Origin of the sequence: Herbaspirillum autotrophicum (assembly GCF_001189915.1) — a bacterium.
Taxonomy (GTDB): Bacteria; Pseudomonadota; Gammaproteobacteria; order Burkholderiales; family Burkholderiaceae_D; genus Herbaspirillum; species Herbaspirillum autotrophicum.
This window is the reverse complement of the sequence record NZ_LFLS01000067.1, coordinates 1-7,750: the sequence shown is the minus strand read 5'-3', so window position 1 is coordinate 7,750 and position 7,750 is coordinate 1. Positions and strand designations below refer to the sequence as shown.

Annotated in this window: 7 protein-coding genes and 1 pseudogene; all 8 read right to left on the bottom strand. The window is 59.7% G+C overall.

The features are described from left to right. A pseudogene (locus tag AKL27_RS27415) lies at positions 1–142 on the bottom strand (NAD(P)(+) transhydrogenase (Re/Si-specific) subunit alpha); the annotation flags it as partial. A gap of 46 nt (positions 143–188) precedes the next feature. After that, complete coding sequence (locus AKL27_RS26680; RefSeq protein WP_050465939.1) at positions 189–647, bottom strand: DMT family transporter; 459 nt, start codon at positions 645–647, stop codon at positions 189–191. A 29-nt stretch (positions 648–676) separates the two neighbouring features. Next, the gene (locus AKL27_RS26675) at positions 677–1,951 is read right to left on the bottom strand and encodes an amidohydrolase family protein (protein ID WP_050465937.1); all 1,275 of its coding nucleotides are present in this window, start codon (positions 1,949–1,951) and stop codon (positions 677–679) included. Next, positions 1,951–2,874 carry an ABC transporter permease gene (locus AKL27_RS26670; protein ID WP_050465936.1) on the bottom strand — a complete coding sequence of 308 codons (924 nt, stop codon included), beginning with the start codon at positions 2,872–2,874 and terminating at the stop codon, positions 1,951–1,953. The genes AKL27_RS26675 and AKL27_RS26670 overlap by 1 nt, the downstream gene beginning before the upstream one ends. Before the next feature lie 9 nt (positions 2,875–2,883). Next, complete coding sequence (locus tag AKL27_RS26665; protein WP_050465935.1) at positions 2,884–3,945, bottom strand: ABC transporter permease; 1,062 nt, start codon at positions 3,943–3,945, stop codon at positions 2,884–2,886. A gap of 56 nt (positions 3,946–4,001) precedes the next feature. Then, the gene (locus AKL27_RS26660) at positions 4,002–5,576 is read right to left on the bottom strand and encodes an ABC transporter ATP-binding protein (protein WP_050465934.1); all 1,575 of its coding nucleotides are present in this window, start codon (positions 5,574–5,576) and stop codon (positions 4,002–4,004) included. A 146-nt stretch (positions 5,577–5,722) separates the two neighbouring features. After that, positions 5,723–6,688, bottom strand: coding sequence for a BMP family protein (locus AKL27_RS26655; protein ID WP_198156103.1), 966 nt, complete (start codon positions 6,686–6,688; stop codon positions 5,723–5,725). 201 nt (positions 6,689–6,889) lie between these two features. After that, positions 6,890–7,711 (bottom strand): hypothetical protein, encoded by an 822-nt coding sequence (locus tag AKL27_RS26650; RefSeq protein ID WP_157057135.1) that lies wholly within the window; start codon positions 7,709–7,711, stop codon positions 6,890–6,892. Between the last annotated feature and the right edge of the window lie 39 nt (positions 7,712–7,750).

Here is a 7,750-nt window from a genome sequence, read left to right as displayed (position 1 = left end):
GATCCGGAATGCTGGCGTGCACGCCGGCACCGCTCTGGATCGTTACCTGATGCTTTGCTGCCAGTAACTTCTTGACCGTTTCCGGCGTCACCGCTACGCGGGTTTCGCCGGCACGGGTTTCCCCGGGTATGCCTATGTACATCATGTCTCCATCAAGTTGAAATTATTGTCGTCACTCGTCACACTTGTTACTTCAATTGCGCCAGCCAGGTGCCGGCCAGCACCAGCAATACGCCGCCCACGCGCTGCCAGCTCAACACCTGGCGCGCCATGCCGAACCAGCCGAAATGGTCGATCAGCAACGCGCCCAGTTGTTGTCCCAGCACCGTGCACGCCACCAGCAACAGCACGCCGGTATGCGGCAACGCCAGGATCGCCAGCGTCACATAGGTAGCGCCGCAAAAACCGCCCAGCCAGGCCCACCATGGAATATCGGTAAAACCGCTGGTGCTGCCGATGCCGGTTTCGCGCCCGATGCTCAGGCGCACCAGCCAGATCGCCAGCAATACCAGCATGCCGACCGTGAATGAAATCAGCGCCGATGCCAGCGGCGAATCGAGTCCGACCCGCAGACGACTGTTCAACGGCGCCTGCAGTGATAGCAATACGCCGCACCCGAGTGCCGCCAGTAACCATGCCTTGAGCATTACCGCTCCCCTTGTCGCCGTATCAGATGTCAGCGCTGCAAACGAAAATTCACATGCGCCGGCCGTTGCGGCAGATGCAATGTGGCGTGTGCGGCAGGGGCGGTACTGATCACCTGACCGCGCCGGATCACGAAGCGGCGGGCCGCCCGCAAACGGATCGCTTCAATCGGATTGGCGGCGTCGAGGATCACCAGATCGGCATGGCAACCGGTTTCCAGTCCATATCCTTCCAGTCCCAGAATCCGCGCCGGCGTGCTGGTGACGGCGTCGAAGCAGGCGCGCATGGCGTCCTGCCCGGTCATCTGCGTCACATGCAATCCCATGTGCGCCACTTCCAGCATGTCGCCCGAACCGAGGTTGTACCAGGGATCCATCGCGCAATCCTGACCAAATGCGACGTCAATCCCGGCTGCCAGCATTTCCGGTACCCGCGTCATGCCGCGCCGTTTCGGATACGTGTCATGCCGGCCTTGCAGCGTGATATTGATGAGCGGATTGGCAATCGCCGCCACCCCGGCTTCGCGGATCAGCGGCAACAACTTGCTGACGTAATAGTTATCCATCGAGTGCATCGAGGTCAGATGCGAACCCGTCACCCGGCCATGCAGACCGAGCCGGTTGCTGTGATACGCCAGTGTTTCGATATGGCGCGACAGCGGATCGTCCGATTCATCGCAATGCATGTCCACGCGCAAACCTTTTTCTGCGGCAAACTCGCACAGCAGCCGGACCGACTCGGCGCCATCGGCCATGGTCCGTTCGAAATGCGGAATCCCGCCCACTACATCCACGCCCATCGCAATCGCGCGCTTCAGATTGGCCATCGCGGTCGGGCTGCGCAACGCGCCGTCCTGCGGAAAGGCCACCAGTTGCAAATCGAGATACGGTGCCACCTGACGTTTGACATGCAACAGCGCTTCGACTGCCAGCAAGCGGTCATCGCAAATGTCGACGTGCGAGCGGATCGCCAGCAAACCGCGCCCCACTGCCCAGTCGCAATATTGCAGGGCGCGCTCCACCAGGGCTTCCTGTGTCAGCAAGGGTTTCAGCTCGCCCCACAGGGCGATCCCTTCCAGCAGCGTGCCGGATTGATTCACGCGCGGCAAGCCGTGGCTCAGCGTGGCATCCATATGGAAATGCGGATCCACGAACGGCGGCGCGACCAGATCGCCGCCGGCGTCGATTTCCTGTGCAGCGGTTGCCGCCAGTGCTGGCGTGACGGCCGCGATGCGCCCGTCCTTGATACCGATATCGATGCCCTGCCGGCCATCCGGCAGACTGGCATTTCTGATGATCAACTCCATTAACGTTCCCCTTTACGATACGGTTTCATGAGTGCCTGCGGATACGCCGCGCGCCGGGCGACGATCACCAGCGCCAGAATCGACAATACATACGGCAGCATCAGATACAACTGATAAGGCAATATCGAGCCGCCGGTGGATTGTTGCAGGCGCAATTGCAAGGCCTCGAAGATGGCGAACAGCAAAGCGCCGATCAGCGCCTTGCCGGGACGCCATGAAGCAAATACGACCAGGGCCACGCAAATCCAACCGCGACCATTGACCATGTTGAAGAAAAACGCATTGAACGAGGACAGCGTCAGCACTGCGCCGGCAATCCCCATCAAGCCGCTGCCGGCGACGATGGCGCCGGTACGCAGACCATACACGCTCAGCCCCTGTGCTTCGACTGCCGCCGGGTTTTCACCGGCCATGCGCACTGCCAGTCCCAGCGGCGTGCGATACAAGGCATACGCAATCAGCGGCACTGCCACCAGTGCCAGCAAGGTCAGCGGTGTTTGTCCGCTGAATACCGGGATGTGCAGCCAGGTCATTTCGGCAAACGGCTGAATCGTCGGCGGCGTTGATACCGTCGGAAAGCTGAGGCGATACGAAAAATAAGACAGGCTGGTGGCCAGCAAGGTGACGCCGAGCCCGGCCACGTGCTGCGACAAGGCCAGCCACACGGTCAGGATCGCGTGCAGCAAACCGAAGGCCATGCCGGTCAGCGCCGCCACCGCAACGCCGGTCCACAAGCCGGCACCATGAAATACAGCAAACCAGCCAGCAAATGCGCCCGCCACCATGATGCCTTCGATGCCCAGATTGAGCACGCCGGCGCGTTCGCACAAGAGCACGCCGAGGGTGCCGAAAATCAGCGGAGTACTGATGCGCAGCACTGCCACCCAGAACATGCCGTTGCCAAGAATATCCAGTATTTCCATGGGGTCCGCCTATTTCAAAATGATTTTGTACTTGGCCAGCATCACTGCTATCAGCATGCTGATCAACGACACGGCGACCACCACATCGGCCAGATACGTCGGCACGCCGATGCTGCGACTCATGCTGTCGGCACCCACCAGAATGCCGGCAATGAAAATCGAGGCGAATACCACGCCGACCGGATTGAGCGCGGCCAGCATGGCGATCACGATGCCGGTGTAGCCGTAGCCGGGCGACATGTCGAGCGTGATGTAGGAAGTGCGGCCGGCCACCTCAAACGCGCCGGCCAGCCCCGCCACCGCACCCGACAACAGCGCGGTCTTGATCATCACGCTGTTGACCGACATGCCGGCGAAGCGCGAAGCACGGGCATTGGCGCCGACCGCGCGCATTTCAAAACCGAACACGGTGCGCTTGTTGACGAAATGAATCAGCAAGGCCAGCACGACTGCCATCACCAGTCCGGAGTGAATCCGCAATTTATCGACCAGCCGCGTCAACTCCAGTTCGGGGTTGAGTGCCACCGATTGCGGCCAGCCCATCGACAAGGGATCTTTCATCGGCCCGTCCAGCATCATCGACACAAACAACAAGGCAATGAAGTTGAGCAGCAAGGTAGTCACCACTTCATCCACGCCGAAGTGCGTCTTGAGCACGGTCGGGATCAGCAACAGCAAGGCGCCGGCCAATGCCGCCGCCAGCAGCATCAGCGGAAATTCCACCATCACCGGCAAACCCCAGCCGGTGCCGCCATGCATGCCGCCGACCACGATGGCTGCCAGCGCGCCCATATACAACTGCCCTTCGGCGCCGATGTTGTACAAGCGGGCGCGAAACGCAATCGCTGCCGCCAGACCGGTCAGGATCAGCGGCGTGGCGCGCGTCAGCGTTTCCGACCAGGCAAACATGCTGCCGAAGCCGCCGCTCAGCAGCAGGCCGAACGCCTGCAACACCGGCGCGTGCGCCAGCCAGATCAGCAAGGCCGAAATCAGCAGCGTGCCGGACAGCGCCCACACCGGCGCCAGCGTCATGCGCCAGCGCGAAGGATTGACATAAGGAACGAGTTGCATGTTATTTCCTGTAATTCGAGTCGTTATCGTGAGGCATCAGGGCCGGCGTCAACGCCTCAGGCACTGGCGAGATGTGTCAGCGGCACGGGATTCGTTTCAGCGCCGGCGGCCGGAGCCGCAGAACCGGCCATGGCCAGTCCGATCGCCGCCAGATCCCACTCCTGCGCCAGCCTGGCCGGCCCCAGATGCCCGGCATGCATCACGCCGATGCGGTCCGCCATGGCAAAGATTTCATCCAGATCTTCCGAGATCAGCAAAATCGCAGCGCCACCGGCCCGGGCTTCGAGCAAGCGCTGATGGACATACGCCACGGCGCCGACATCCAGGCCCCAGGTCGGCTGATTGACGATCAGCAGTTTCGGCGACTCCGACAAGACCCGGCCCAGAATCATCTTTTGCATATTGCCGCCCGATAAGGTGCGCGTGCTGGCATGAATATCGGTCAGGCGCACATCGAAATCGGTCACGATCTTTTCAGCGTATTGCAGCGCTGCCTGCTGACGCCGCAAACCATACGCGGCAAAGCGCGGCGAGCGGTAGGTTTCCAGCGTGGCGTTTTCCCAGATCGCCAGATCGCCCACCACACCGACGGCATGCCGGTCTTCCGGCACGCGGCCGATTCCGGCTTCGACCATCGCGCGCGGCGAGGCCGGCAACGGCGCCTGATTGAACTGCACGCTGCCGGCGGTCGGCAGTACCAGCCCGCTCAACAGATCCGCCAATACTTCCTGACCATTACCGGCCACCCCGGCAATCGCCACAATTTCGCCGGCATGAATCGTCAGCGAGACATCATTGAGTGCCACGCCGTGTTCCTGCGCGGTATGTACTGCCTGCAACTGCAACACCTGCTCACGCACCTTGTGCGCGTCGGCAGTATCCGGCCGGGAATGCGGCATCACCACTTCCCGTCCCACCATGATTTCAGCCAGCTGGTGCTTGCTGGCGCCAGCCGCCGGCAATTGCGCCACCAGTTCGCCGCGCCGCAAAATGGCGATGCGATGACTGACCTGTAATACTTCATCGAGACGATGGCTGATAAAGATGATCGACAATCCCTCTGCCACCATCTGGCGCAGGATCACGAACAGCTCTTCGCTCTCCTGTGGCGTCAGCACCGCGGTCGGTTCGTCCAGAATCAAAATCCTGGCGCCGCGATACAAGGCCTTGAGAATTTCCACGCGCTGCTTTTCCCCCACCGACAAACTGCCGATCAGCGCATCGGGGCGGGTTTCCAGTCCGAAACGCTGCGCCAGTTCCAGCAAGCGGGCCCGCGCGGCGCGGCGATTGGATACCAGGCTCCACATGGATTCGCAACCGAGCAAGATGTTGTCGAGCACGGTCAGATTGTCGGCCAACGCAAAGTGCTGATGCACCATGCCGATCCCGGCTGCCAGCGAAGCGCGCGGACGTCCGGCCGGCAAGGCCTGGCCGAATACTTCGATATCGCCTTCGTCGGCGACGTAATGGCCGAACAGAATCGACATCAGCGTACTTTTGCCGGCGCCGTTTTCACCCAGCAGCGCCAGCACTTCACCGCGCGCCAGTTCCAGTGAAATGGCATTGTTGGCGACCAGGTTGCCAAAACGTTTGGTAATCCCATTCAGTTTCAGAACAGTCGGATGACGCATAAAAATCCAATCAAAGAGATTGTCACGACAGCAAAACAGGGTTGCAAAACCCCACGGCAGCGACCTGATCCGTCGTCGCCGCAGGTTTTGCAGGAGGCTGGCTTGTTTGCTGGCTTATCTGCTTACTTAGTTGCCTGCCGGTCGGCTTACTTGCCCGACTTCGGTTCGCTGTCGTCCACCTTGATCTGCAACTTGCCGGCCAGAATTTCTTTTTCCCGCGCCCGCACCTTGTCCATCACTGCGGCCGGCACCTTGCCTTCGAAGGTACCTAACGGTGCCAGTTCGCTGCCTTTGAATTTCATGCCGGAATACTGGCCGTAATCCTCACCCTTGAACTGATTGGACTTGACCGCCGCCAGTACCCGGTCGATGGTCGGTTCCATGTTCCACAACGCCGATGCCACCACGGTTTGCGGATACTGCTGCTGGGTATTGATCACATTGCCGACCGCCAGCTTGCCGCGTTCCTTGGCCGCATCCGAGACGCCGAAACGTTCGGCATACAACAAGTCCACGCCCTTGTCGATTTGCGCAAACGCCGCTTCCTTGGCTTTTGGCGGATCGAACCAGGAACCGATGAAGGTCACCAGGAAGCTGACCTTGGGATTGACATCGCGGGCGCCGGCCATGAACGCGTGCATCAGGCGATTGACTTCCGGAATCGCAAAACCGCCGACCATGCCGATGCTGTTGGTCTTGGTCATGCCGCCGGCAATCATGCCGCTCAGATAAGAGGCTTCCTGGATATAGTTATCGAACACGGAAAAATTCGGCGCTTGCGGCTTGCCGGACGACCCCATCAGAAACGCCACCTTCGGATAGTCCTTGGCCACCTTGCGCGCCGCGCCTTCCACTGCGAACGCTTCACCGATGATCAACTGATTGCCGGCCTCTGCGTATTGACGCATGACCCGCTCATAATCGGCATTTTTTACGTTTTCGGAAAATTGATAGTCGATCTCGCCGCGTGCTTTGGCGGCATTCAGTGCCTTGTGAATCCGGCCTACCCATTGCTGTTCCACCGGCACGGTATAAATGGCGGCAACCTTGATCTTGGTCTGGGCCGACACTGACAACGGCATGCCTGCTGCCAGTGCGGTAGCAGCCAGCATCAGCTTGAGTGAAGTGCGGCGGTTCGGTTTGATCTCCATGCTTTCCTCTTTTTGATTAACTAAAAAAATCTGCGCAATCATATTAGCAAACAGTCTTCTGCGCCAAGAGCAGTTTTTCACCCTTGGCAATCGAGACACGTTCCGGTTCCGCCCCTCCCCGGACGTGTCCTGCCGTTTCAGTTGAAAAGCCGGTAACTTCCTTTAAAAATGCACTTCCAGCGCGGCAATCGGGGTGGTCTGATTGACGCCGCGCTCGCCGAACTTGTTGGTGAAATGATCGATGCCAACGCCTGCATAAACCGTGCCCGGCTTTCCGGCCAGTGAACCGATATCGGCCATCAGCACGGTGTGGACCACGGTTTCCGGTCCGGTTCCCATGCCGAAGCCGTTCAGGCCCTTGGCCCCGGTGTGCACGGCATAGCCCTTGAACACCAGCGGCAAACCGAGTTCGAAGCCCTTGCTCCAGGCCGCCGACAATTGGTAGGTGCTGTCAAACGTGACTTTCTTGCCAACGATGCCGTTATTGTTGGTCTCGTGATAATAGAACACGCTGAAATCGAAAAAGCCCTTGTCGATCGCGAAGTTGAGCGTCGGTCCGATCACCAGCTTGATCGGCCGCGACGCGAAGGTGGTGTTCTTGGTACCGACATCGAAGCCGGCGCTCAGCGAGACATCGCGCACCGGACCGAAGGCCAGCTTCTTGCCGCTGACGGCGCTCATGCTCAACTGATTGCGATACACCGCATACACTTCCAGCGCGCCATCGGTATTGCCGGTGCCGGCGGAGGGATCTTTGCTGTCCGATTTCAGAAAATCGGCGCTGAAGAAATTGGAACCGTACTTGTAGCCACTGGCGTGGGTGAAATTGAATACCGTCTTGGCGATATCTTCATTCACACCCGGCTCCCGGTAGCGCGAACCATAACTGATGCCGACCGAGTTGTCGGCCCAGTCGGCTGCCAGCACCTCTGCACTGAAACTTGCTGCAGCCAGCGTCAAACCTAGTAAATATGCGACTTTCATGTTGTGTCTCCCTGAAATTTTTTTGATTTGGTTTTTATA